Annotated in this window: 20 protein-coding genes; 6 read left to right on the forward strand and 14 right to left on the reverse strand. The window is 45.4% G+C overall.

Features of this window, described 5'->3' with window-relative positions; all coding sequences use genetic code 11:
- Positions 1–65: 65 nt before the first annotated feature.
- Together GC093_RS05860 and GC093_RS05865 are read right to left on the reverse strand one after the other, a co-directional pair.
- Positions 66–1,883 (reverse strand): cache domain-containing sensor histidine kinase, encoded by a 1,818-nt coding sequence (locus GC093_RS05860; RefSeq protein WP_171650937.1) that lies wholly within the window; start codon positions 1,881–1,883, stop codon positions 66–68.
- The gene (locus GC093_RS05865; protein WP_171650938.1) at positions 1,883–2,908 is read right to left on the reverse strand and encodes a response regulator transcription factor; all 1,026 of its coding nucleotides are present in this window, start codon (positions 2,906–2,908) and stop codon (positions 1,883–1,885) included. Before GC093_RS05865 ends, GC093_RS05860 begins: the two co-directional genes overlap by 1 nt.
- A gap of 247 nt (positions 2,909–3,155) precedes the next feature.
- Between GC093_RS05865 and GC093_RS05870 the strand changes: the two genes are divergently transcribed.
- Positions 3,156–3,695: a sigma-70 family RNA polymerase sigma factor gene (locus GC093_RS05870; protein ID WP_171650939.1), complete on the forward strand. Its 540-nt coding sequence runs from the start codon at positions 3,156–3,158 to the stop codon at positions 3,693–3,695.
- Positions 3,682–5,016: a DUF4179 domain-containing protein gene (locus GC093_RS05875; protein ID WP_171650940.1), complete on the forward strand. Its 1,335-nt coding sequence runs from the start codon at positions 3,682–3,684 to the stop codon at positions 5,014–5,016. Before GC093_RS05870 ends, GC093_RS05875 begins: the two co-directional genes overlap by 14 nt.
- 95 nt (positions 5,017–5,111) lie before the next feature.
- Here GC093_RS05875 and GC093_RS05880 read toward each other — a convergent pair whose 3' ends face one another.
- On the reverse strand, positions 5,112–6,389 hold the full coding sequence (locus GC093_RS05880) for an adenylosuccinate synthase (RefSeq protein WP_171650941.1): 1,278 nt from the start codon (positions 6,387–6,389) through the stop codon (positions 5,112–5,114).
- 124 nt (positions 6,390–6,513) lie between these two features.
- On the opposite strand from GC093_RS05880, the gene GC093_RS05885 reads away from it, so the two are divergent.
- A complete protein-coding gene (locus GC093_RS05885) occupies positions 6,514–7,419 on the forward strand; it encodes a LysR family transcriptional regulator (RefSeq protein WP_171650942.1) in 906 nt (301 codons plus the stop codon).
- 114 nt (positions 7,420–7,533) lie between these two features.
- On the opposite strand, the gene rpmG is transcribed toward GC093_RS05885, so the two are convergent.
- From rpmG to GC093_RS05940, 11 genes are all read right to left on the reverse strand, one after another.
- Positions 7,534–7,683, reverse strand: a complete 150-nt coding sequence (gene rpmG / locus GC093_RS05890) for a 50S ribosomal protein L33 (RefSeq protein WP_171650943.1) — start codon at positions 7,681–7,683, stop codon at positions 7,534–7,536.
- 112 nt (positions 7,684–7,795) lie between these two features.
- Positions 7,796–9,013 carry an ROK family transcriptional regulator gene (locus GC093_RS05895; protein WP_171650944.1) on the reverse strand — a complete coding sequence of 406 codons (1,218 nt, stop codon included), beginning with the start codon at positions 9,011–9,013 and terminating at the stop codon, positions 7,796–7,798.
- Positions 9,014–9,050: 37 nt separating this feature from the next.
- Entirely contained in the window at positions 9,051–9,770 is a 720-nt protein-coding gene (locus GC093_RS05900; RefSeq protein WP_171650945.1) for a glycerophosphodiester phosphodiesterase, read from the reverse strand.
- A 76-nt stretch (positions 9,771–9,846) separates the two neighbouring features.
- Complete coding sequence (locus GC093_RS05905; RefSeq protein ID WP_171650946.1) at positions 9,847–11,130, reverse strand: ABC transporter substrate-binding protein; 1,284 nt, start codon at positions 11,128–11,130, stop codon at positions 9,847–9,849.
- Between the two features lie 37 nt (positions 11,131–11,167).
- A complete protein-coding gene (locus GC093_RS36580; protein WP_171650947.1) occupies positions 11,168–12,067 on the reverse strand; it encodes a carbohydrate ABC transporter permease in 900 nt (299 codons plus the stop codon).
- An 18-nt stretch (positions 12,068–12,085) separates the two neighbouring features.
- Positions 12,086–12,970, reverse strand: a complete 885-nt coding sequence (locus tag GC093_RS05915; protein WP_171650948.1) for a carbohydrate ABC transporter permease — start codon at positions 12,968–12,970, stop codon at positions 12,086–12,088.
- Positions 12,971–13,209: 239 nt separating this feature from the next.
- Positions 13,210–14,424, reverse strand: a complete 1,215-nt coding sequence (locus GC093_RS05920; protein WP_171650949.1) for a GTP-binding protein — start codon at positions 14,422–14,424, stop codon at positions 13,210–13,212.
- Between the two features lie 233 nt (positions 14,425–14,657).
- On the reverse strand, positions 14,658–15,863 hold the full coding sequence (locus GC093_RS05925; RefSeq protein WP_171650950.1) for an oligogalacturonate lyase family protein: 1,206 nt from the start codon (positions 15,861–15,863) through the stop codon (positions 14,658–14,660).
- Positions 15,864–15,878: 15 nt separating this feature from the next.
- Positions 15,879–17,465 (reverse strand): extracellular solute-binding protein, encoded by a 1,587-nt coding sequence (locus tag GC093_RS05930; RefSeq protein ID WP_171650951.1) that lies wholly within the window; start codon positions 17,463–17,465, stop codon positions 15,879–15,881.
- A gap of 138 nt (positions 17,466–17,603) precedes the next feature.
- The gene (locus tag GC093_RS05935; RefSeq protein ID WP_312886463.1) at positions 17,604–18,479 is read right to left on the reverse strand and encodes a carbohydrate ABC transporter permease; all 876 of its coding nucleotides are present in this window, start codon (positions 18,477–18,479) and stop codon (positions 17,604–17,606) included.
- A gap of 16 nt (positions 18,480–18,495) precedes the next feature.
- Positions 18,496–19,464 carry an ABC transporter permease gene (locus tag GC093_RS05940; protein ID WP_376768633.1) on the reverse strand — a complete coding sequence of 323 codons (969 nt, stop codon included), beginning with the start codon at positions 19,462–19,464 and terminating at the stop codon, positions 18,496–18,498.
- 217 nt (positions 19,465–19,681) lie between these two features.
- On the opposite strand from GC093_RS05940, the gene GC093_RS05945 reads away from it, so the two are divergent.
- The 3 genes from GC093_RS05945 (at position 19,682) to GC093_RS05955 (ending at position 23,701) form a co-directional block, all read left to right on the forward strand.
- Positions 19,682–21,520, forward strand: a complete 1,839-nt coding sequence (locus tag GC093_RS05945; RefSeq protein WP_312886464.1) for a cache domain-containing sensor histidine kinase — start codon at positions 19,682–19,684, stop codon at positions 21,518–21,520.
- Positions 21,498–22,277: a response regulator transcription factor gene (locus tag GC093_RS05950; RefSeq protein WP_171650953.1), complete on the forward strand. Its 780-nt coding sequence runs from the start codon at positions 21,498–21,500 to the stop codon at positions 22,275–22,277. Before GC093_RS05945 ends, GC093_RS05950 begins: the two co-directional genes overlap by 23 nt.
- Before the next feature lie 125 nt (positions 22,278–22,402).
- Entirely contained in the window at positions 22,403–23,701 is a 1,299-nt protein-coding gene (locus GC093_RS05955) for an ABC transporter substrate-binding protein (protein WP_171650954.1), read from the forward strand.
- Positions 23,702–23,718 lie beyond the last annotated feature (17 nt).

Raw genomic sequence — 23,718 nt, forward strand, 5'->3', positions numbered from 1 at the left:
TGAGTTGATGGCGGCATGCCTTCCGTTTGTTTAGAATATAGCTTTTATGCGATTTGTACATTGCGTTAAATTACTTCGGCATGACTTTTTTTGCTTTTTTTCGACGGCATTCTTATGGTGATGCAGCTTCCCTCTCCATTTTTACTATAAATGGACAGCCCATATTGTTCCCCGAACACCATTTGAATGCGGCTGTGGACGTTACCAAGACCTATACTGCCACCTGTCATAGGTTCATCTTCAGACGGCTTGATGCTGGTTTGACTTTCGTTCAATCGATGGCGAATTTGCTCCAGCTTACTCTCGTCTATGCCGCAGCCGTTATCTTCGACCGTTACGTAGAAATCACTGTCTTCTATCCACCCATCTATAACTATAGTGTGATGATCCTCTAATCCATTAGGAAAAGCATGCTTAAACGCATTCTCAACAAGCGGCTGAAGCGTCAATCGAACCATATCATGCAGCAGCAGCTCCGGCGGGATACGAACATCGATCTCGAACTTCCGCTGAATTCGGTAGCCCATAATGTTCATGAAATTCAATACATGCTTAAGCTCGTTAGCTACCGTAATTTCCTCCAAATCGGTACGGATCGAGTAACGAAACATATAGGATAAAGAACGGACAATATCTTTGATTTCGCTTGATTTCTGAACGACGGCATAGCAAATAATAATTTCAAGAGTGTTATATAAAAAATGCGGATTAATTTGCAGCTGTAACGACTGGAACTCCGCAAGCTGCCGCTTCAATAAATTTTCTTGATTGCGAAGCTCGGTTTCGTATACCGTGTCTACCATTTCTTCCAAGCGGCCTACCATCGTGTTGTAGCTAATAATAAGCCGATCCATCTCATCCCTGCTGCCCGTCAACGGAACTTTAGTCCAAAGCCCTTTTTCCGTCTGCCTCATTCCATCCTCCAGCAAGCGAACAGGACGAATAATAGAACGCCCGAAGCGCACTGCAAGTAAAGAAGCTATTAATAAAGTGCCCAGCCCTACGTAGATCGTCGTTTGCCTCAAATTGGAAATTGGTTTACGCTGCTCGCTCACCGACATGCTTGCTACAAGGGTCCAGCCTGAATAATCGGACCTTCTGCTGAAGAAAATTCTCTCCTCTTCATCGGGAAGCTCAAATACAAGGTTCTTATTTTGCTGTACAGTTTCAAATTGTCTCCCATCCAGCTGCTTGCCAATACGCTTTGGATCGGGATGATACAAAATTTTCCCCCTGTCATTAACAATAAAGAAATAACCCGATTCTCCAAGCTGAATGCCTTTCCATAAAGTTGTCAGCTCTCCGATACGCAATTCAAAGCCCATAACGCCATTAAATGCTCTGGAGGTTTGACGGTCGGATATTCGGCGTGCCAACGTAAGATGCCCATCGAAGAAACCGGAATCCTGAATCGTTAATCCGCCATCCTCACGAGTGTCCTCCTTAAGCTGATCAACATACTCCTCAAACGACCTATAGTTAAAATTACCAATATGTGTATTAAAATCATATGCCATAAAGCCGTTATAGCCAGCCAAATAGACCATCGTAATCTGCGGATTATTAATAAGCACGGGTTTGAATACTTGCTTATTAATGATATTAGAGGATGTGTAGAAGTCTGTAACCGTATTCGCATTGGAATCAAGCGCATCCTTGACTAAAGGAGACGTTAGAATCGAGACCGTTGCTCGTTCATAGTTTTTTAAATATAAATCGGTTTGATGTACCACGTTATCTACGATTTGCGTAAGCAGGTTCTGGTATTGATTTTCCAGCTCGTTGCTCGATCTCCAATAGCCCGTTACTCCGATTGTAGCAACGGTAAGAACAATAATGGTGACAAAGTATAAGTACACGCGGGTAGCCAGGCTGTTTTTCATTATTTTATCCCCAGGAATGTTCTATATTCGGTGGGCGAATATCCCGTTATTTTCTTAAAGGTACGCGAGAAATGAGGGTAGCTGTCATACCCAACCTCCGTCATAATATCGATAATCTTGCTATGCGGGACGGCCAACAGCTTCTTAGCCAGCTCCACCCGCTTACGGAGGCGGTATTGAACGAAGGTTTCGTTAGTCATTTTTTTGAAATAATGGCTGAAGTAGGTTGGCGTCAAGCCCATCTGCTCAGCAACAGCCTCAAGCGTCAAATCCTCGCTCAAATGCTCCTCAATATAAGCCAAGGACGCCTCCAGCACATTAATTTGGTTGCCGCCACGGTAAGCAGACAGCTGTTGGCTCCATTCTTTGATTTGCTTGTCCAGCATGTAGAAAGGAGCTGCCCCGTTCTTATGCGGCTCTTCCCTAATCAGCTCTAGTTGAAATTGATAGGCGCCACGCATGTTAAGCTTTTTGCTAAGCATCATTAAACCATCCTTCACAATTTGCTGCTGAAAACCAAGGTCTGACTCATCCTTGAACAGCTCTGTGAGAATCTGCTGAAGCAGTGCATCCAGCCGGTTGTTATCCGCAGTCCAAATGCTTTCTTCCATGCTCTCAAGCCAATGCTCAAACCAGGATAAGGAAAAGGTGCTTGTTCTACCTTCGCTAAGTACCTTATCCAGAGCCGGATACAGCTCCAATTCGGTTACCGGTTTTAACAAATACTCTCTTACTCCATAGGAAATGCACTTTTGCGCATAATTAAATTGGTTGTAGCCTGAAAGGATGATCATTTTGGATGGAAGCTTGCGCTCATAAATGTTTCGGCATAATTCCAATCCGTCCATACGGGGCATGCTTATATCCGTTAGAACGATTTCCGGTGGATTCGAAATGATGCTTTCTAAAGCCTTAATACTGTCTGTAAAGGTTTGAATGGAACCAAACTGATTATATTCCTTCACCATCTGGCTCAATCCAACACAAATCATGGGTTCATCATCGATGATGTAAATACTTTTCAAAGCACAGACCTCCCCTAAATAACTTTATCTACTGTACAACAAAATGGTGAGTAAGGTGTAAACATATTTTATCGTGACCCTGTAGCAGCCATGCATGTTAAAATGCTTGTACTGAATTTTTATTGCAGCTTCACGAACCTAATGGACTCGTACTCCATCTAATTCATAGAACGAAAGGTAAACAAATACTTAAGTAGCAAGTTTTCCAACGACAGCCTTTCTACGAAAAACTCTCAGGAGGTTACATGTGAAGGAATTGGAATATGATATCAAGCTCGCACGAAAAGGAGACAAGGAAGCATTTATTCGACTCATCCATGCCATGGAATTAAATCTTTACCGAGTGGCGCGGTCCATTGTAAAAAGAGAGGAGGATTGTTCAGACGCTATCCAGGAAACGATATTAAAGGCTTATCACGCTATTCATACTTTACGTGAACCGTCCTTTTTCAAGACGTGGCTATTTCGCATCCTCATCAACGAATGCAACCAAATATTACGGAAGGAGAACCGGCTCTTACCCTCGTCTGAGGCTGTTCTGAGCGAGGCTTCTACCCAGGATACCTATGAAAATATCGATTTAAAAGAAGCGGTCAATCGGTTAGAGGAAACCCTTAAGCTAGTGGTCACGCTGCATTATTTCGAGGATATACCGCTCAAGCAAATCTCCCAGCTGCTGGAGACGCCGGAAGGGACGATCAAGTCCAGACTCCACCGCGCCAGAACCATCTTGGCCGAATATTTGCAAGGACCTGATGAAAGGAGAATTAGTTATGAATCCTGTTAATTTGGAGGCGGAGCTGCAAAAAATAATGGATGGACACCCAATGGAGCTCCCCGAAGCGGTTCGAAAGCGGATTGATCTAACGCTATCCACTTTGCCGGATAAAGGCCAAGGCAGCAAACGGCTGCGCCATGTGCTGTCCGTTGGATCAGCAGCCGCAGTAGTGATGGTCGGGATCGTCATTAGTTCGGCCTTCCTGTCACCTGAGATGGCAGCGGCCCTCAGGCAAGTTCCCGGCATTGAATCGGTTTTCAGAATGGCCGGTGATTTCGGATTGAAAATCGCTGATGAAAAAGGTCTGGTCACAGAAGTAAACCAAACCGTTACGGATCAAGGAATCACAATTAAAGTATCTGAAGTGATGTATGACGATTCCCGACTTACCATCGGTTATGTGCAGGAATCGCCCGATGGCATACAAGAGCTGAACAATGTAGCATTTGAAATCAACGGGAAGCCGTTTCATTATCCTAGCAGCGGATCAGGCAATCGTATCGATGAACACACCTATGCAGGAGTTATTAACGTTTCTCCTGAGGATGAGCTGCCCGGCAATTTTGACCTTACCATGACCGTATTCCGAATAGGCAATACAGAAGGAAAATGGGCATTTCAATTTCCGGTTAAAAAAATGACAAGCCATAACAAAGCCATCATGCCGATGATTACGAAAACGCACGGAGATATTACCCTGACCGTCAAAAAAATTATTTTTACACCCAGTTCTACCGAGCTGGATGTTAGGATCAAGCAGCCTGCTAAATCGGAGAAATTCATTAATTACGATATGATCGACGATAAAGGAATCGTTCTGGAACGCTTTGGCGGCAGCGGCGGAGGCCATACGGAAGGCGACTATACCGTTATGGATTTTAAGCAGAGATTCGGTCCGGCAGCCGGCATTCCCAGATACGTTACCGTTCGTCCGGTCGATGATCAGCAGGCTTCCTCTCCGCTTAAGGAAAACCGCGTCCTTCTAGACCGATCACCGGATGAGGAGCATCCGATTGTGCTGCCCCAGGGTGGTATCGGACATTTGCTGGTTACTAAGATCGAATTACTAAACAATAAAACATTCGTTCATTACAGAGCTGAGGGCGTTCAACCTCATCTTCAAGGAACTCAATTATGGATTGAGGATGAAGCCGGTAAAAAACATCTTCTGCTCGATAAACATACCGAGGTCATTGATCCGATTCAATATAGGTTTGTCCGCGAATTCCCTGCGTTTCGCCCGGAACAAAAGCTGACTTTAGTGACCAGGGAGCTGCCTCTCCCCGATTATACAAAAGAGCTTGAAATGACAATTCCAGTCAATCCATAATCATTAAAAGCCATCCCGCTAGAGGAGTGTTAGATGAACATACACTCTTATAACGGAATGGCTTTTTCTTTTATTTTACAGGCTATACGCAGAGCTTAGCGCTCAATCATCTGCTCACGTTTCGGACCAATAGATACCCAGCGTACAGGCTTCCCTAACCATTTCTCAATATGCAGCACATAGTTCTGGGCATTCACGGGTAAATCGCTGAATTTCCTTACATTGGAAATGTCCATTTTCCAGCCAGGCAGGTTTTCCAAGACTGGTTCCGAATTATAGAGCTCGGCAGTAACAGGAAACCGCTCTGTGATCTCTCCGGCAATACGGTAGGCTGTACATACCGGGATTTCATCCAAGTAGCCAAGTACATCCAGATTGGTCAAAGCAATTTCCGTAGTTCCTTGAAGCATGCAGCCGTACCTTGACGCTACCGCATCAAACCATCCCATCCGCCGAGGCCGACCGGTTGTTGCTCCAAATTCTCCTGCATCGCCGCCGCGTGTACGAAGCTCATCGGCTTGATTACCGCTAATTTCACTTACAAACGGACCTTCCCCCACACAGCTTGAATAGGCCTTAACAACCGTTACGACCTGCTTGATTGAATGAGGTGGAACGCCTGCGCCGACAGAAGCAAATCCGGCTAATGTTGACGATGAGGTGGAGTAAGGATAGATGCCATGATCCGGATCCCGAAGCGCACCTAACTGACCTTCAACTAATATTTGCTCACCTTGTTCCAATGCACGGTGCAAAAGGGTGGTCGTGTCACACACATACGGCTTCAAACGCTCGGCATGCTTCAACAGACCCGCGATGATTTCTTCTGCATCAATAGGCGGCTTCTTATATAAATGCTCCAGCAACACATTTTTTGACTCCAGTGAGGCCTCGATCTGTGCTCTAAGTCTCTCTTCGTTATACAAATCAGCCACCTGAATACCACGCTTTACATACTTATCCGCATAAAAAGGCGCTATTCCCTGTTTCGTAGAACCAAACTTCCGATCCCCCAACCGCTCCTCCTCCAAGGAGTCAAACGCTATATGATACGGAAGCACAATCTGCGCCCGGTCAGAAACGCGAAGATTAGGCTCCGGCACACCTCTTGCCAGCAGATGATCGATTTCCCCTAACAGATTATCTATATTCAAAGCAACACCAGGACCAATGACATTAACCGTTTGCGGATAAAAAACACCCGATGGAAGCAAATGCAAAGCGAATTTACCGAAGTGGTTAATAATCGTGTGCCCCGCATTGCTGCCTCCTTGATACCTGACGACATAACGCGCTTTAGCCGCAAGCACATCCGTTACTTTACCTTTCCCTTCATCGCCCCAGTTCGCCCCCACTATGGCTGTAACTGTCATATCTTATCCCTCTTTTCGTTTGTAATGGCTTACAGGGATAAGTATAATAGAAATAATCATATAAAAATAATGAATATTATTTATATATGATATAAACACAGCTAATATTATAAAGGGGCAGCCTATGATTCATAATATGGAATGGTATCGCGTTTTTTATTTCACAGCAAAAGCAGGGAGCTTATCCAGGGCAGCCGAAGAGCTATTCATCACACAGCCTGCTGTAACGCATTCCATTAAACAACTGGAAGCCAAACTGGGTGGGCAGCTATTCATTCGTACTTCCAAAGGAGTCACCTTGACTACCGAAGGCGAGGTGCTGTTCAAATATATTGAGCAAGCTTATCATTTTATTAGTAATGGGGAACGGAAAATTGCCGAAATGCATCAGCTGATCGAGGGAGAAATCAAAATCGGAGCTGGCGATACGCTGTGCAGGCACTATCTTTTGCCTCATCTTCAAAAATTTCATGAAGCATACCCAAGCATCAAAATTCAAGTAACGAACCGGACAACGGCTGAAACGGTTGCCCTTCTAAAAGAAGGAAAAATCGATCTGGGGATCATTAATTTGCCATTGGTCCAAGCCGATAATAAAGTTCAGGTTCAAGAAAGCATACAGATTGAGGATTGCTTCGTTGCCGGATTAAAGCATAAACATTTGTCGGAATCCCCCATTTCGTTAGAAACCTTACTCCAGCAACCCATCATCCTGCTAGAAAAAGGCAGCAGTATCCGCACTTACATCGACACCTTCGCTGAATCTCAGGGCTTCACGATCAAGCCGGAGATTGAGCTTGGCAGCATTGATCTGCTGGTCGACTTTGCTCGCAGCGGATTTGGAATAGCCTATGTCATCAAAGACTTTGTCTCGAATGAGCTCGCTGAAGGCAGCCTGTTCGAAATTCAACTGAAAACCCCGGTTCCACCAAGAAAAGTAGGTATTGTTACTCTAAAAGGCACCCCTCTATCTGTCGCCGCCAAACATATTTTGGAAAGAATGATACAGCAAGAACCTCCACATAACTGAGGAGGTTCTTGCTGTTCTATATCACTTGCTCAAACTGTTGCAGTTGCTGCTCGGCTATGCCAATCCAGTTACGAGGCTCCTTGCTGTCTTAGGCATAACAAAAACCTGCTTAAATCATCTTGTTTCCCGGTGCAGCGTATGCCGTTTCAGGCGAGGGCAATATTTGTACAGCTCCATTCGTCCCGTTTGATTCCTCTTATTTTTCGTTGTTGTGTAATTACGATCTCCGGTTTCTGTGCAAGCTAATGTAACAATAACTCTCATGCTTTTCACCTCCTTGTTATAAGTAAATTTTACGATTTATTAGCATCTTACAGGCTTCCATCCTTTTTGTCAACGTCCTGCTGTTCTCAAAAAGTCTCGAAGCCTTCGTTTTTCATTGATGCGTCTTTGCCCATGCCTTAACTTCCGCTGCATTCACTTGCACAGGCTCTCTAAGCCAGCGGTTGAAGACAAGTGCAGCAGCGCCGATGCTGCCGTTATTTTGATCGTAATGCGTAATGAAGACAGGCGTCTGGTCATTCGGTATACTGACAGTTTCCGCCATTTCTTCCCGCATAGCCCGCTCGAACCATGGACTCGCTTTCGTTAGTTCCCCTCCGACAATAACGCACTCTGGATTAAGCAAATTGATAGCATTTCCTAATGCATAGCCCAAATGGCGGCCAGCTTCATCCATCAGCTGCTGTTCTTCCTGCTCCATATGGAGCACCAGTTCATCCATCGTTGAATATCGGTGTCCTAGCTGCGATAGAATAACTGGTATTGATATGTGCGCCTCCAGACAGCCCTTCTTGCCGCAGCGGCATAGCTTGCCTCCTCTTACAACCTTGGTGTGACCGAACTTGGCCGCCTGCCAGTCGCTGCCGGTATACAGTTTGCCATCAACCAGAATAGCTCCGCCCACAGCCTGATCCAGATAAACACATAATACATGCTTCAGCTCTCTCCGATTGTGGAACCAGACCTCCCCCGCGGCAAAAGCCCGTACCAGGTTATCGACACAAATGGGAAACGGAAATTCCGAGCGGAATATTTCTTCCAGAGGATACTCAAACAGCTTTAAATAACGGGAAAACTTCACTACACCCCCGCTCCCGTCGATAATGCCCTGCAGCCCGATGCCTAGACCCAAAAAGTGGGCCTCACCAGGCAGCTCGTTAAGCAACCGATGGATCATACCACGAATACTGGAAACTACATAAGCTCCACAATCTTCCCTATCCATAAGCGAGGAATCCAAAGATATTTGAGCTTCGTAAAGGACAAGCGCTTCATGATTCAATATCAACCCGCGGATATGGCTGCGGGTGACTTGAATGCCAGCTGAGAGCAGCGTCTCTCCCCGCAGCCGCAGCAGAATCGGCCTGCGTCCAGCGCTATCGGCCTCACGAGTCGAAGCTTCCATGACCAGATCTTGAGTCAGCAGCTCCTGAATAATATTGGTCACCGTTTGCTTGGTTAAGCCCGTCCTTTCAGCCAATTCAACTCTCGAGAGGAGCGGTTCTTGATGAAGCAGCGTCAGAACCTGAATTCGGTTCTCCTGCTTCATCCGTTGATGGCTGTTGCTGTCTGATTTGATACGCACTGTCACTGTCTAACCTCCGGTTACGCCCACAATTTGCCGATTATTATACCATATCCTGTAGAGCATCGGACAGTTTATCGGGGAAATTGACCGTCATTCCATCAACGCCGCAGCGCAAGCAATGCTTCATAAGAGCTTCGCTGCTTACTTTCCAAGCCCGAACCTCGAACCCGTGCTGCTTAATGGCCCGAACGTCCTCTTCTGACACCGTCTCAGCTCTGGGACAAAGCTGCTGAGCCTGCAGTTCCCTCAAACGTTCCAACTTTTCCTCATCCCATTGCTGTACCAAATAGCCTATACGGACTGCTCCATGATAGCGCCGGACTGCACGCAAAATATCGTAATGAAATGAGGTAATCGTCACCTTCCCTAATAGCCCCTGTTCGTTTAGAGAATGAATAACTACTTTCTCCAATCCCGGCTCTTTAAGCTCCAAAACAAGATGGATTGGTTTACGCCCAAAAATATGAAGGAACGAATCCAGGCTGACAAGCCGTTCCCCCCTATACGCAGGTGAAAACCATCCTCCCGCATCGAGCTCCTGCAGTTCCTTCCATGTAAGCCCGGAAGGTTTGCCCGTACCGTCAGTCGTTCGGTTCAGCAGGTCATCATGATGCAAGAATATTACCCCATCCTTGGACATTCTCAGATCGGTTTCCAAGCCATTAGCGCCCATCTCCAATCCTTTGTAAAAAGCCGCAAGTGTATTTTCAGGCGCATATTCCGATGCTCCTCGATGTGCTAAATTCATAATTATACCCACGAACAATTCTCCTTCTGACCACAACGACACCGGCGTGAATCGCTCCCGCCGATGCCGCTCTGAGCTGTTGTGATTGTTATTTATATGTTTTCATGTATTCGATTATTTCCGTCTGCAGCTTATCCATGACCTTTTGCGGATCTGACTTTGGATCGTTATGAACCGTCTCAATCGCTTTGATAACACCGGACCAAATTAACGCATCGGCCGGATGAATTCCTTCTCCCCGAAGATATTGAGTTTGATCAATAGCCACCTTGAAATTGGGATCCTTGGTCAGATGCTGCTTGAAATCCGGCAGTTCAAATGCTGCTTTCTTAACCGGGATATACCCGGTTTCCATTGAATTTTTCGCTGTTATCTCAGCACTCGTCAAGAAGGAAACCAACTTCCATGCCGCTTCTTCGTGTGCTTTGTCTGATTTAAAAATGCCCAAGCCGTTGCCGCCGATCGGTACCCAACGCTCTTTGACTTTAGGTAAAAAAGCAACACCGATCTCGAATTTATCTCCTATCTGCTTTTTCAATGCGGCTAAACTTGCTCCAGACCTCATCAGCATGGCAAGCTTGCCTGCCGCGAAATCTTCGCCGGAGGTTTTGATTTGATTTTGAGGCATAATATGGGAAACATGTACTGCGTCTTGAATCGACTTCAGAGTCTCAACCGCTTCCTTACCGTTCACATTAGGAGTGCCATCCGGTTTGATCATCTGGCCTCCGCGGTTCCAAACCATAGGCTGGAAATACCAAGGACTGTCGCTATTCAAGTTTAAGCCCCACACACCGTTGCCACTCACCTTTTTGCCAGTCTCAATCAGCTCGTCCCAAGTGTCCGGCACCTTCAAGCCCTGCTTATCCAGCATTGTTTTATTATAATACATAATCGGTGTGCTGCTTTGGAATGGAATGACCCACTTTTTATCCTTGTACGTATAACGCTGCCAGAATCCCGGCAAAATATCTGCGATCTCTTCCTTGGTCATGAAGCTTTCAATCGGCAGCAGCTTGCCGCTGTCTGCAATTTGTGGAATTGCGTGGCGCTGACCCAGCTGTACGAGATGCGGCAAGCTGTTCGATACTATGCCTGCCTGAACCTTCTTGGCCATCTCATCATAATCGCCCATAAATTCCGCTTCTACCTTAATATTAGCATTAGCCGCATGAAAAGCATCCAGATAGCTTTTCAAAGCATCCTTTTCGGTAGTCCACAGCTTCAACGTAATCGGTCCTGCGGACGAAGCTTTCACATCTCCCTTTTGTACCGTCCCTGCAGTTTCCTGACTTCCATTCCCTGTACCTCCTCCGCACCCAGATACAACCGCCAATGATGCTGCTACTAGAACTGCCAATGATTTTTTCATGTTTCCTCATCCTCCTAAAGTTTGTATGTCAGCCGGGTTACTTAAGCCCGCTGGTGACCATGCCGCGAACAAAATATTTTTGAAGAAACAAGAACAGCACGAGAATCGGTAAAATAATAAAGGTAGAAGCTGCAAGCAGCTGTGGCCATTGCGTTCCGAGCTCTTTATCTATCATGTACCGCAAGCCGATTTGAACCGTGCGCATGCTGGTGCTGTTGGTCACGAGAAGCGGCCACAAATAGTTGTTCCATGCATGAATAAAAGCGAATAGACTTAGCGTGCCCGATATCGTTTGAGACAAAGGCGCCACAATACGCAGCAGAATGGAGAAATGCGAACAGCCGTCGATTTTAGCCGCATCCAGCAAATCTCTGGGAATGGTCAAGAAAAACTGCCGCATCAGGAAAATCCCGAACACACTGGTCAAGCCGGGTAAAATCATAGCCAAATGCGTGTCGATCAAGCCGAATGATTTGACAACCAAATACGATGGAATCATCGTTGATTCAAAAGGAATCATGGTTGTTGCTATAAATGCCAGAAACAACGCATTTTTGCCTTTAAACTGTACGCAGGCAAATGCATAGGCCGCCATACTGCAGGTGATAAGCTGCCCGATCACGGTACTGACGGAGACGATCAAGCTGTTGATAAAAAAACGATCAAATGGTGCTCTATGCCAAGCCTGCACATAATTGTCCCAGCGCAATAAGCTGGGCAGTCCTAGAATATCCCCGGAGAATATTTCATCCGGCAGTTTAAGTGAACCGAGGATCATCCATAGAAACGGAAACCCCATCACCAGAGAAGCGCCAATCAGCAGGATATGCTTCAGCAGGACTACCGCATACTTGGGCATTTTCACTGATGTTTTGACCTCGGCCTTCCATTTTCGCGGAGCCGACATGTTTCTAATCTCTTCTGTTGATACGCTCACGAGTCGCAGCCTCCTTTGTTATTGATAATGCACTTTGCTTCCGACAAACCGCATCTGGATCCAAGTAAGCAAGAGAATGATGCCAAGCAGAACCATAGCAATCGCTGAGGCATAGCCCATCTGGAACCGCTCAAAGGCATAATTCCAAAGGTGCATAACAATGAGCTCCGTGCTTCCCGCAGGCCCTCCCTTGGTCATAACATCAATCTGGGTAAAGGTTTGCAGCTGTTCGATGGTCAAATAAATGAGCAGAAAAAATATCGTAGGAGTCAGCAACGGAAGCTTAATACTAAATAGGATCCTCACAAGTCCCGCACCGTCAACCTTGGCCGCCTCTTCCACATCGCTAGGAATTCCTTGTAGTCCAGCCAAATAAATGATGACGCAAAATCCAATGTGCTTCCAGATTGCCATGATAGCTAGCGAGATCAGCGCTGTGTCCGAGTCATTCAGCCAACGCAACGGTTCAAAGCCCAGCCACTTCATCAGTTCATTGGCCAAACCGTAATCGGGATGGTAGATGAACATCCATACAACGGAGATGGCGACTGTCGAAGTGACAATCGGTGCGAAAAAGAGTGAACGGTAAACCGTCAGCACCCAGCGCAGTCCTTTGTCCAATAACAGAGCAAATCCTAGAGCCAGAATCATCGAAGCAGGCACGGTCATGACAGCGTAGAGCAGAGTCCGAAACAAGGTGTTGTAGAAACTATCGTTCTGAAACAGGTTTACATAATTGTCCAAACCGATAAAAGTCGGCGCCGGACGCATCATATCCCAAGAAAGCAGACTTAACCCTGCACTGTAAAAGATAGGAATGACAACAAAGATAAACAAAATTAGCAGGGCGGGAAGCAGCAATACATAACCTGCGGCATGTTCCCTAAGCTTGGCAGCACTCATACATTCACCTCGATTTATTTAGTAAAATCATTGGACTAATATAAAATCATCTTATCACCGCTTTGTTATCGCTCTGTAAAATGAATGTGAAGATTTTATATGTGGTCAGCTTACGGGTAAAAAGACGCTGTGTCCGGTCGATTCAGCGGCTTTGAACTCAAACCAAACAGACAGCCAAGGAATAAATCCCTGGCTGTCTGCTTTTTTGAGTATACGGCCGTTTATTGGCCTCTTTTACATTAATGAACAACTTCTTCCTGCTGCCGAGTCTCCACAGCAGGGAATTCATCCGGAAAGCTGCTCCAGTCCATCCTCATCTCCAGTTCAGTCAGCAAGCAATCATCCAGTGATGAAACAATTTGGGCGCGATCCATATCGATTCCAATGAACACAATTTTGTTGATACGATCACCATGCTCCGGGTCCCAATGCTCGAATACTTCACTTTCATCCTGAAGTATTTCTTGCCTTTCCTGTTCAGGTAGCGCGGCTACCCAATAGCCCGATGGGCCAAATCGGATCGAAGGTCCGGCCTGGCTTAAGCTCTGCCCCATATCATTGCGCGTCGCCAGCCAAACGGTGCCCTTCGAACGTACAATCTCCTCCGGCCAATTAACCATCCATTCCATAAGTCTGCCGGAATGAAAGGGTTTGGCCCGCTCATAGACGAACGATGCAATCCCATACTCCTCCGTTTCTGGAATATGGACCGACTTCTCCATTTCTCTAATCCAACCTGCAGAAGCACTGGCTTCATCGAAATCGAACAATCCCGTATGTAGAATTTCAGAAGGATCTACTTTGCCATGTGAGGCGCGAATCAGCTTAGCCCGTGGCTGAAGGGTACGAAGAACACCTTCCAATTCATTCAATTCATCCCCGCTGATCCTATCGCATTTATTAAGAATCAGCACATCGCAGAACTCAATCTGATCGATTAATAAATCCACTACTTCACGTGTATCCTCTTCACTGGCAGCTTGTTTACGCTCCAGCAATGTTTCTCCTGAGGAGAAATCACTCCAGAACCGATAAGCATCAACAACGGTAATCATGCTATCCAGACGGCAAAACTGCGACAAATCAATGCCATGCTCTTCATCCAGATAAGTAAAGGTTTGTGCAACCGGAACAGGCTCACCGACACCGGTTGATTCTATGAGTATATAATCAAATCGATTTTGTTTAGCAAGCTTCTCTACTTCACGCAGCAGATCTTCCCTCAGCGTACAGCAAATGCAGCCATTGGACATTTCAACCAAAGCTTCCTCCGTACGTGAAAGCCCGCCGCCGTCTTTGATTAACTCCGCATCCACATTAACCTCACTTAAATCATTTACGATTACCGCCACTCTCAATCCATTGCGATTACTTAAAATGTGATTTAATACCGTTGTTTTCCCTGCCCCTAGATATCCGCTCAAAACAGCAACCGGAATTTTTTGTTCGTTCATTGCAGCAGCACTCCCCAATGTGTAATAATTACTATTAATGTCCATTGATAAAGCCGATCTTCTCAGCTCGGCTTCTGTTTGCAGTCCATCGTTTAAACGTAATATTTACAATTAATAGTTTACATACCTTTATCCTTCCTGTCAAATAAATCACAAAAGGTTTAACTGGAAGGCTGTAAGCAGCAGCAAGCCGCCAGTGAAATAATCACTGGCGGCTGCATATGCGACTGATTCTATGCTCCATCAACTGGAATCTCAGGAAGCGATTCAAACTCTGGAACATCAACCATATAAAGATTACCATAGCCCGACATATCGCTCGTGAAGAGAACATGCTTGCGATCAGGGCTTAGCCTTGGATGTACATGCAAGGTTTGTGTATGAAAGCTGCCTCGATGTTTGCATAATACGCGAGGACCCTGGAAACCCGTGCCATCATTACGCCACAGCTGCAGCGTATCCTGAAGCTGCTGGCCATGATAAGCCCCTGACTGCTGGCCGTCACCGACCACTAGCTTTAAATCATTCGAATGGACATGCATATTCTGAAACGGGAAGCTGTACTCCTCAAGGTAGCTATCATCGTAACGGACAGCTCCAATGATTTTACCGGTATGATCCGATAAAGAATTGGTAAAGCCATGGTAACCAATATGAATACCGTCTGCCATCCAATATTCATGGCCCACATATTCATTTTTCAGCGTGTCTCTAACCTTCCAATGACTGCCGGTTTCCATATCCAGTACCCATATCCGATGATCGATCTGCTCCCAGGGACCTTCATGGCAAAAGGTAAGCAAATGCGGCTGTGTCGGAGATGTATTGACATGACCGAGCCAGAGCTGATCCTCATGAAGCTGCTTTATTGTGCCTTCCGTTGTAGAAACCGCCATGATCATGCAATGCGGCTTAGCGCTAAAATATTGCTCAAAGCCTGTGTACCCGTTCGACATATCCATGTGAAGACGGCTTGAATAATCCTCATTAAGACCGAAGCACACCCATTGTCCGTCTGCGGTACAGCTCATCGAGCCGAAATTATAGCCGCTCGGAACCGTATATAGAATACGCTCCTTCAATGTCTGCAGATCAATAGCTACAATGGCACGATCATAATAATAGTACGCTTCATAGCCCTTAGGGTGAAGAAAGGTCCCTTGAATCCTTGATCCATGCCCTCGCTCCAGATCGGTTAATTGTGTCATAACCCCATCCTGCAAATCCATACTATAGAGATTGGTGACATTCCCCCGGTCTGAACCGAATAGCAGCTTCCCATTGTCATCTCCATAAAATCCATTATTCGTAAAATAAATATGAAAGCTATGCGAGCAATAATCGGTCAATTGAGTTACAGTCACCCCTGTGAGTCGGTCTTGAAAACTTCGCCGCTCAGAAGCCCAAACCGTTCCCTTACCGCTGCTTGCCACTGCCATCTTTACACCTTCCTTCTACTTTTTCACACCCGAATAAGCTTCGTTCATTTCCTTCGTGTAATCGTCGCCGCCGCTCTTTTTCCACAAATCCATGTCTGCTTTGAATCCGGCTTCATCTGTTTTGCCTACGATAAATTTAACTCTCGCATCTTCCACGATTTGATCCAATTGTGCGCCTTTTTGCGTAAAGGTGTTGGAAGTAAACGGTTCTGCCGGATTGGCAATAATAATCTTCTCATTTTCCTTCATCACTTCATTGGCTTTAATGCGCAGCGGAGTGGACGGCTTGAACAGCTCAGGAATAATGTATGGAATTTGCAGCGAAAGCTGATTCATATTTTTGTTGTTTATATCAGGTCCCATGTTATCGTTGATGGTCAGAATCGTGACGAGTTTACCGTTGTCCATTTTATAATGAGTTCCCTCTATCCCATAACCAAGCAAAGCCTGCATTACTTTATCATTCGTTTTGTCGAAAAACTCCAGTACCTTTCTAAGCTCAGCCTCTGTTTTTACTGTGGATTTGGAAATCAGGAACACACCTGCATAGCCGGTTGTCGGTTGATTATGAAGTCCTGAAGGCCCGCTTACAGCCCCGATCAAATCCATCGTTCCTTTGGGATCGACGGTTTTTAATTTCTCATCGATTTGATAGGAACGGTCTGCTACGTCAACTGCAACTCCCGCCTTGCCATTAACAATCGGATCATTCCATTTGGCTGAATCATACACGGCAAAATCCTGATTCACCAGCTTCTCATCATACAGCTTTTTATAAAACTTCAACGCTTCTAAATACTCTGGAGTCAGATGAGCGGGAACGAGCTTGCCATCCTTGACCCCCCATTTATTCGGCGCCCCGAACCACGTCTGCATAATGTCCCACGGCCCCGGATATTTGGTCACTACCATCCCGTACGTATCATTCTTGCCATTCTTATCCGGATCATTGTTAGTAAAAGCCTTTAGCATATTGTAAAATTCATCGATCGTCTTCGGCTCCTTCATTCCGAGGTTATCCAGCCAATCCTTACGGTACGAAATCCCCATGCGGCCGATCGGGCGAGTTGTGTACAGTCCGTAGTACTTACCGTTAACCGATGTATTGTTCAGAATAGTCTGATTCGCCTTGCTAAGATTCGGATAATCCTTCAGGTAAGGCCCAATTTCCCAGAATGCACCGCCTTTAATAGCATTGGCAACAGCAGGAAGCTTCACGTTGACTACAAAAATAGCCGAAGGCATCGAACCGGAAGCCAGCGTAATATTCATTTTATCCAGATAGCTCGCGTCAGGCGTAAATTGAAGATCCAGCTTCGTATTGGTATATTCTTCGACTTGCTTCCATACTTTGCTGTCCGCCGAGGCGTTGTCATTGGAGAAGCTTTTCAACATTACACTAATCTTGAATGGCGCATCCTTCGTCTTGGTTTCAGCCGGTTTCGTACCCGGACTTTGGGTAGCTGCACCCGTATTGCCTGTACCTGTTGTACTTGTACCTGTATTAGTACTTGTGCCGCTGCAGCCAGCAATAACGCTTACTGCAATAATTGCGCTGGTTGCGGAAATATAAAGCCGTCTCTGTTTTTGAACCCGTTTCATAATGATTTCCTCCTTAGAGTTTTCGCAAGAAAACTTGCATCGTAAGTATGGACTGAGCTTTCGTAAGAACAACTTGCACGTAAGCATTCGCTTTAAAGTTTTGCAATTAGCGCTTTCAAAAGTAGCTCTACGCACACACTATCCTTTTACCGCACCCAGCAGCACCCCTTTGGCAAAATGCTTCTGAATAAACGGATACACCAGCAGGATCGGCAGCGTGCCAACTACAACGACAGCCATTTTGATCGATTGATCCGGCGGCTTGACATAAGTCAGGTCCATGGTCGACATATCCAGTGCTCCTGAAGCCAGCAGAATCATTTGTCGCAGCAGCACCTGCATCGGCCACATTCGAGAATCGCTTAAATAAAGCAGCGCATTAAAGAAATCATTCCAGTGAAGCACCGCATAAAAGAGTGCGAAGGTGGCGATAACCGGCTTGGACAAAGGAAGCACAATCCTCCACAAAACACCCAGATCATTGCAGCCGTCTATTCGCCCGGACTCGATAAGCTCGTTAGGAATCTCTTGAAAAAACGACTTCACAACGATCAGATTAAAGGCGTTAATTGCCGTAGGCAGCATGACTGCCCAATAGGAGTTAAGCAAACCCATGCTTTTGACAATTAAATAAGTGGGAATCATTCCTCCACTGAACACCATGGAAAATACAATGAGGTTCATCATGACATTTCGCCCAACCATATTCCGGCGGGATAATCCATAGGCCATAGTGAAGGTGAAGAAGAGGTTCACAATCGTACCCGCTACCGTTACAAACACAGAAACCAATAAGCTGCGGGGCAATGTGTTATCCTTAAACACGTATTGGTAAGCATTTAAAGTAAATGAATTGGGTATTAGGAAGAATGACCTGCTGCCGATCTCAATTTCCGAAGCAAACGACCCAGCCACAATATACATAACGGGCAGAATCATAACGAGAGCAACAACAGCAAGGAATACATAATTCGCGGTATCGAATATTTTCCCGCCCAATGAGCTTTGATGCACGAGGATTCCTCCTATTTTAGAATATGCCCGAATGACCCGCCCGCTTGGCTAAGTAATTGGATGTGAATACAAGAATGATGCCGATAATGGCTTTGAATAAGCCTACTGCCGTGCTGTAGCTGAATGCACCCTGCGTAATTCCCAATGTATAGACATAGGTATCGAATACCTCGGCCACGGGTCGGTTGAGAGCATTGCTCATCAGTAAAACCTGCTCAAACCCGCGATCCAGAAAATTGCCCATCCGAAGTATTAGCAGTACAATAATCGTCCCCCGAATTGCCGGCAATGTAATATGCCATACTTGGCGAAACCGGTTCGCTCCATCCACGATAGCGGCCTCATACTGTTCTTGATCTACTCCCGCCAACGCTGCGAGGAAGATAATCGTGCCCCAGCCCATCTCCTTCCACAGGCTCTGCGTAATAATAAGCGGCCGGAACCATTCTTCACTGGTCAGAAACTCCATTTTCTCCCCTGTCAATCCATAAACCATTTCGTTGACAGCGCCACCTTCCGTTGTTAACAGAAGATAAGAAATACTTGCTACAATTACCATTGAAATAAAATGCGGCACATAAATGAGACTTTGAATAAGACGTTTATAGAAGGACTTGCGAATTTCATTGAGCAGCAATGCCAGGATAATCGGGGCCGGAAAAAAGAACACCATATCATAAAGCCCCAGCAGCAATGTATTTCTCACTAAACGAAAAAAAACAGGATCCTGGAAAAATTGCCTAAAGTTATCAAATCCAACCCACTCGCTCCCGAAAAAACCGATGAAGGGCTGATAGTTTTTGAAGGCCAGCAGCACGCCCCACATCGGAAGGTACTTAAAGATGAGAAAGTAGACCAAACCCGGCAAGCATAATAGAAGCAAATATTTGTCTTTCTTGATTCTTGCCAGCAGCGTGCTTAATGTTGAATACTTGGTTGCCCGGGCTTGGGATGCTAGCGGCGGCTCAGACTGTGAAGCTTTAATCATTCTGTCAACTCCTTCCTTCTATGGCTATACCTCAACCTTAATCTGGTGTGAGTTTTCCGGCAATCGGACTTTTTTGAAAGCGCCAACATATTGCTTTAGACATTTTTTCAGCTTTAAGACTTTTTTAAAAAGTGGTACGATAGGCAAACAAAACGTCCACTTTTAGGTATTTTGACGTAGCGGCTTATATAGTTAATGGACAGGAGAGTGTACCGTGAACCGCAAAAAGAGTACCGCCGTTGCCTTCTATTCACATCTGGGTTTACGCTCCAAAATGTTAATCATTTTTATTATGATATTGGTCATCCCCCTTAGCTTGCAGGGCATCCTCACCTATTACGAATTTTCATCTACGGTTGAACGAAGGTCAGCAGACTATTCCACCCAAATTGTTGGACAGATCAACCGTAATCTCGACCGGGCATTGTTGGAAATGCAGAGACTTTCTCTTATGCCGCTATACGATACTCAAGTCTTAACCATACTGGATAAATATAGTCAATCACAGTTCGTTCAGACCCGCCCAACCCTTGCCGAAATGGAAAAAATGTTTCTTTACATCTCAGGCTCTGCATACAACCGTTCCGAAGTAAAAGGAATTCAAATTATTGCTAATAACGGATTCATTTTCACTAATGTTGATTCTTCCATCATGAATTTTTACGTCGATGTCAGACAGGAAGACTGGTTTAGAAGAGTTCAGGTTGCAGATGGAGCCTGGGTCGTCATCCCCCAGCATAAGCCTAATTATTATAACGAGAGCTCGCAGCAAATTTTTTCCATAGCTCGTATGATTCGCCAGCCTGATAAAAATGACGTTATTGGTATGATTAAAATAGACTTAAAGCTGGATGTATTCCGGCAAATTCTATCCAATGTAAAGTTCGAGGAGAAGGGCAGCATGCTTGTTGTTAACGGCCAAAATGAGCTTTTGTTTGAGGAAAGCAGCTCAAATCTGGAGCCTCGCCTAGCTGAAGCTCTACGCGGTACCCAACAGCCCAATGAGAATGCAGTCCGTGATCTGGTTCTCGATGGCCGACGGTTTCTTACTATTGTCGATTATTCCGATTATTCAGGACTTAAAGTAATTGACTTCATCCCTGTTGACTCTTTGCTATCAGAAACGAAAAAGCTGCGTAACTTCACAATATTAATAGCTGTTATTTTTGTCGTGGCTGCCGGTATTCTCTCCTTTATTTTCTCTTATCACTTAAGCAGTCCATTAATTCGTCTTAAACAAAAAATGCAGCTCGTCGAGCGGGGGCAGTTTAACCAAAGCGTTCCGGTCATGTCGCAGGATGAAATCGGACAGCTGAGCAGAGGTTTTAACCGGATGGCCGAGGAAATCAATCATTTAATTAAGGAAGTATATTGGATAGGACTACGGGAAAAAGAAGCCGAGCTAGCGGCACTGCAAAGCCAGATTAACCCGCATTTTATATACAATACACTCGAATCCATTAATATGAAGGCGCTGGAACGTGAGAATTACGAAGTATCCGATATGGTCTCGACACTAGGACAATTAATGCGATATACAGTCGATCACAACGACAGGCTGGTGCTGCTAGAGGAAGAGCTGGCTTCTGTAGGCTCCTATGCGAAGATCCAGCAGCTTCGTTATGGTGACCGTCTGCGATTTATTTTTGATATCGAGCCTGATGTCTCATGTGCTTATGTCCCCAAGCTGTTATTGCAGCCGCTCGTAGAAAACTCGATCTTTCATGGTGTTGGAGACAAGCCCCAGGGCGGCACGATTTGGATAGCCGCTGTTCGATTCGGCGATGATCTGCTCTTAACCGTTAGAGATGACGGAATCGGTATGACCGAAAGCCAAATCGAACGGTTGAGATTGTCTTTAACCTCTCCCCTGCCAGATGGGGAGCGTAAGCAAGGTGTTGCATTGCGCAATATTAATCAGCGGCTCGTATTAATGTTCGGCTCCTCTTATGAGCTTCAATTCGACGGAAGCCCCGGCCAAGGAATCGCCGTTACAATCACTATCCCTATTACGGAAAGGAAGAGCGGAGATGTACAAAATTTTGCTGGTTGAGGATGAGGAAATTATCCGGACAGGCATCAAGCATTTAATCACCAAGGTATCCAGTGAATTTGAGATTGTTAAAGAAGCGGAGCATGGAAAAGAGGCTTTGGCCTATTTGCAAACGGATATGCCGGATGTTGTCATTACCGACATACGGATGCGGGAGATGGACGGATTATCGCTGATCGCCAAAGTCAGAGAGCGTTACGCTCATATGCCGCTCTTAATTATTAGCGGCTACAGCGACTTTGAGTATGCACAGAAGGCACTGCGCTTCGGAGTTTCCGATTATTTGCTAAAGCCGATTAATCGTATGGCGTTGGTCTCCGCACTGGAACGCATTCATCAAACGCTTGAGTCTAAAGAAAATGATGGACAAACCGTTAAAGCTGAAGCTCACACAGAACCATCAACAAAGGAACCTATTATGAAGAACGGCGAGGGAAAACGGCTCATTCGCAAAATCAAAGAATATATTCAAGCCCATCCTGAAGGAGATTTACGTCTTCAGTCCTTGTCCGATTACATCCATCTAAACCCGGCCTATCTCAGCCAGCTATTCAAATTGGAAACAACTATTAATCTATCTGATTTTATTATGCAAGTTCGGATGGAGAGAGCCAAGCATCTTCTTGTGCAGACCGATTTAAAAATTTACGATGTTGCCCGGCTATCAGGATATCAGAGTCCCAAGCATTTCATGCTTGTATTCAAGCAGCAGGTCGGAATGTCTCCCGGCTCTTATCGAGAGGACTACGGTTTGTAAAACATCCATATGAACAACATCTATAAATAACGAACCAAACCTAGAAGCTGCGTGATTTTTTGTCATACCCACTGCCCATATAATGAAAGCTGTAGACTAGAACTTATGAATCAGGGGGGAATCGCATGAAGAAATGGGTAAGCAGTCTTTTAGTCGTACCTATCATAGCTTTGTCAGCAGGATGCTCCACGCAGGAAGCAGCCAAGCAAAGCACTACTCCAACAAGCACAGGCGATAAACCGGTAACATTGAAGTTTTTGACTTGGGGAAATCAAGCACATCTCGATATGTACACCAAGCTGCTTGAGACCTACAAACAGAAACGTCCGAATGTCACGGTAACTATGGAATCAATCCCATTCGCCGACTATCAACAGAAGGTATCCGTGCTCGCAGCAGGACGAGAGCTTCCAGACCTTGCTTGGGTATCTGAGCGTATGGTTCCACAGTTTATGGCTAATGACATCTTAGCCGACGTTTCCGATGTAAAATCCGACGCTTCATTCAATTTGGACGATTTCATTCCCTCCACGTTGAGCTTGTTTACAAAGGAAAACAAATTATATGGACTACCCTTCTCAACACCTCCAAGCGTCATGTTCTATAACCAGGATTTATTTGATAAAGCAGGGCTTACTTCTCCTAATGAGCTGGCTAAACAAGGTAAATGGACTTGGGAAGAGTTTGTCAAATCTGCCAAAGCCATCACAAGCGGTAATGGAGCAAACAAAATATACGGCGCTAATTTCTTCCGTGATTGGAAAACGTGGATTTTACTTTCCTCCTATGCTTGGTCTAACGGCAGTGGGCCGTTCGATAAGGATATGACCAAATTTACTTGGAATGATAAATACGGCGTTGATACTTTGAAAATGGTTCAAAATATGATGTTCGTCGATCAATCTCATCCCAAAGCAGGAGAACAAATCAATTTCGAATCCGGAAAAATCGGCATGTTCTTCGATGTATACAGCTATGTGTCCAAAGCTCGTACCATCAAGGATTTCAAATGGAGCATCGCTCCGATGCCATCCGGATCGAAAGGCTCCGTTCCTATGATGGGGCAAGCCGGCTATGTCGTGTTTAAAGAAAGCAAAAATCAGAAAGAAGTGAAGGAGCTTCTGAAGTTTTTTGCCAGTCAAGAAGGTATTCAAAGCTCGTCCACCTTCTTCGTGCCTCCACGTAAGTCCGTGTTGAGTTCGGATCAATTTCTTAAACAGCCCGACAGTCCAGATCCCTCTATCATTAAACAAGCTGTCATCGACGAGATGGCTAAGGCTATCGTACAGCCAGGACATGTTCAGTGGCAAAAGATCGACAACGAGATTTTAGCTGGATTTGATCAACTATTCGGTCAAACCGCACAACCTGAACAAATTATTAAAACGATGGAAGAAAAGGTGCAGCCTTTACTAAAAAAATAACATGCATATCAAGCAAC

The organism is Paenibacillus foliorum (assembly GCF_013141765.1).
GTDB lineage: Bacteria > Bacillota > Bacilli > Paenibacillales > NBRC-103111 > Paenibacillus_S > Paenibacillus_S foliorum.

Excerpts from the sequence above, each read along its gene's own strand:
- GC093_RS05860 (WP_171650937.1), bottom strand. The coding sequence starts at position 1,883 with ATGAAAAACAGCCTGGCTACCCGCGTGTACTTATACTTTGTCACCATT.
- GC093_RS05875 (WP_171650940.1), top strand. The coding sequence starts at position 3,682 with ATGAATCCTGTTAATTTGGAGGCGGAGCTGCAAAAAATAATGGATGGA.
- GC093_RS05880 (WP_171650941.1), bottom strand. The coding sequence starts at position 6,389 with ATGACAGTTACAGCCATAGTGGGGGCGAACTGGGGCGATGAAGGGAAA.
- GC093_RS05885 (WP_171650942.1), top strand. The coding sequence starts at position 6,514 with ATGATTCATAATATGGAATGGTATCGCGTTTTTTATTTCACAGCAAAA.
- rpmG (WP_171650943.1), bottom strand. The coding sequence starts at position 7,683 with ATGAGAGTTATTGTTACATTAGCTTGCACAGAAACCGGAGATCGTAAT.
- GC093_RS05905 (WP_171650946.1), bottom strand. The coding sequence starts at position 11,130 with ATGAAAAAATCATTGGCAGTTCTAGTAGCAGCATCATTGGCGGTTGTA.
- GC093_RS05915 (WP_171650948.1), bottom strand. The coding sequence starts at position 12,970 with ATGAGTGCTGCCAAGCTTAGGGAACATGCCGCAGGTTATGTATTGCTG.
- GC093_RS05920 (WP_171650949.1), bottom strand. The coding sequence starts at position 14,424 with ATGAACGAACAAAAAATTCCGGTTGCTGTTTTGAGCGGATATCTAGGG.
- GC093_RS05925 (WP_171650950.1), bottom strand. The coding sequence starts at position 15,863 with ATGGCAGTGGCAAGCAGCGGTAAGGGAACGGTTTGGGCTTCTGAGCGG.
- GC093_RS05930 (WP_171650951.1), bottom strand. The coding sequence starts at position 17,465 with ATGAAACGGGTTCAAAAACAGAGACGGCTTTATATTTCCGCAACCAGC.
- GC093_RS05950 (WP_171650953.1), top strand. The coding sequence starts at position 21,498 with ATGTACAAAATTTTGCTGGTTGAGGATGAGGAAATTATCCGGACAGGC.
- GC093_RS05955 (WP_171650954.1), top strand. The coding sequence starts at position 22,403 with ATGAAGAAATGGGTAAGCAGTCTTTTAGTCGTACCTATCATAGCTTTG.